Here is a 1,130-nt window from a genome sequence, read left to right on the forward strand (position 1 = left end):
AGGAGAGTCCCTTGGGGTGGTGGGGTTTGAGGTCCAACGGCGGGGCTTCGTGAAGTAGGCGGCCATCGGCGGGATCTTCGGTGTGAAACGACCAAGTCACGCACTGAAGGAGAACCACCGATGGCCTTGTCCCAGTCTGCCTTGTCTGAGTTGCTTGAGGCGTTCCGCACCGGCGATGGCGTTGACATGATCCGTGAATCGGTCCGCACCGTGCTCCAAGAGCTCGTCGAGTTCGAAGCCGCGGGCGTGATCGGCGCGGAGCGTTACGAGCGCACCGAGGACCGCGTGACCGAGCGCAACGGCACCCGCCCGAAGTTGCTGGCCACCAAAGCCGGTGACGTGCAAGTGCGAATCCCGAAGCTGCGGAAGGGTTCGTTCTTCCCCTCCATCTTGGAGCCCCGTCGGCGCATCGACCAGGCGCTGTATGCGGTGGTGATGGAGGCCTACGTCCATGGTGTGTCCACCAGAAGTGTCGATGACCTGGTCGCGGCGATGGGCGCCGACTCGGGGATCTCCAAGTCCGAGGTCTCCCGGATCTGCGAGCAGCTGGATGAGTCCGTGGGCGCATTCCGCACCCGCCAGCTCGATCACAGCGCGTTTCCCTACGTCTACCTCGATGCGACCTACCTCCATGTCCGGAACAAGCCGGGCAAGGGTGGCCAGGTGGTCTCGATGGCGGTCGTGGTGGCCACCGGGATCGCCGCTGACGGGTCCCGGGAGGTCCTCGGCCTTGACGTCGGCGACAGCGAGGACGAGACGTTCTGGCGCAGCTTCCTGCTCAGCCTCAAACAACGCGGTCTGACCGGGGTGCGGTTGGTCATCAGCGATCAGCACTCCGGTCTGGTGAAGGCGCTCAAGCGGTCCTTCCAAGGCTGCGGACACCAGCGGTGCCGAGTCCACTTCGCCCGCAACCTGCTCGCCCACGTCCCCAAGTCCCACGCCGACATGGTCGCCGCGGTGTTCCGCACGATCTTCGCCCAGCCCGACCCGGAGGCCGTCACCGCGGCCTGGGACGAGGTCCGCGACCAACTCGCTGCCTCGTTCCCCAAGGTCGGACCGCTGATGGACGAGGCCAAGGCCGAGGTCCTCGCCTTCACCGCATTCCCCAAGACCCACTGGCGCAAGGTGTG

Annotated in this window: 1 protein-coding gene; it reads left to right on the forward strand. The window is 65.8% G+C overall.

The genetic code is table 11. The annotated features are described in order from the left end of the window. Positions 1 to 120: 120 nt before the first annotated feature. On the forward strand, positions 121 to 1,130 hold a 1,010-nt coding region (locus FCN22_RS21465; protein WP_137123598.1), incomplete at its 3' end, for an IS256 family transposase.

Origin of the sequence: Segeticoccus rhizosphaerae (assembly GCF_005222685.1) — a bacterium.
Lineage (GTDB): Bacteria > Actinomycetota > Actinomycetes > Actinomycetales > Dermatophilaceae > Segeticoccus > Segeticoccus rhizosphaerae.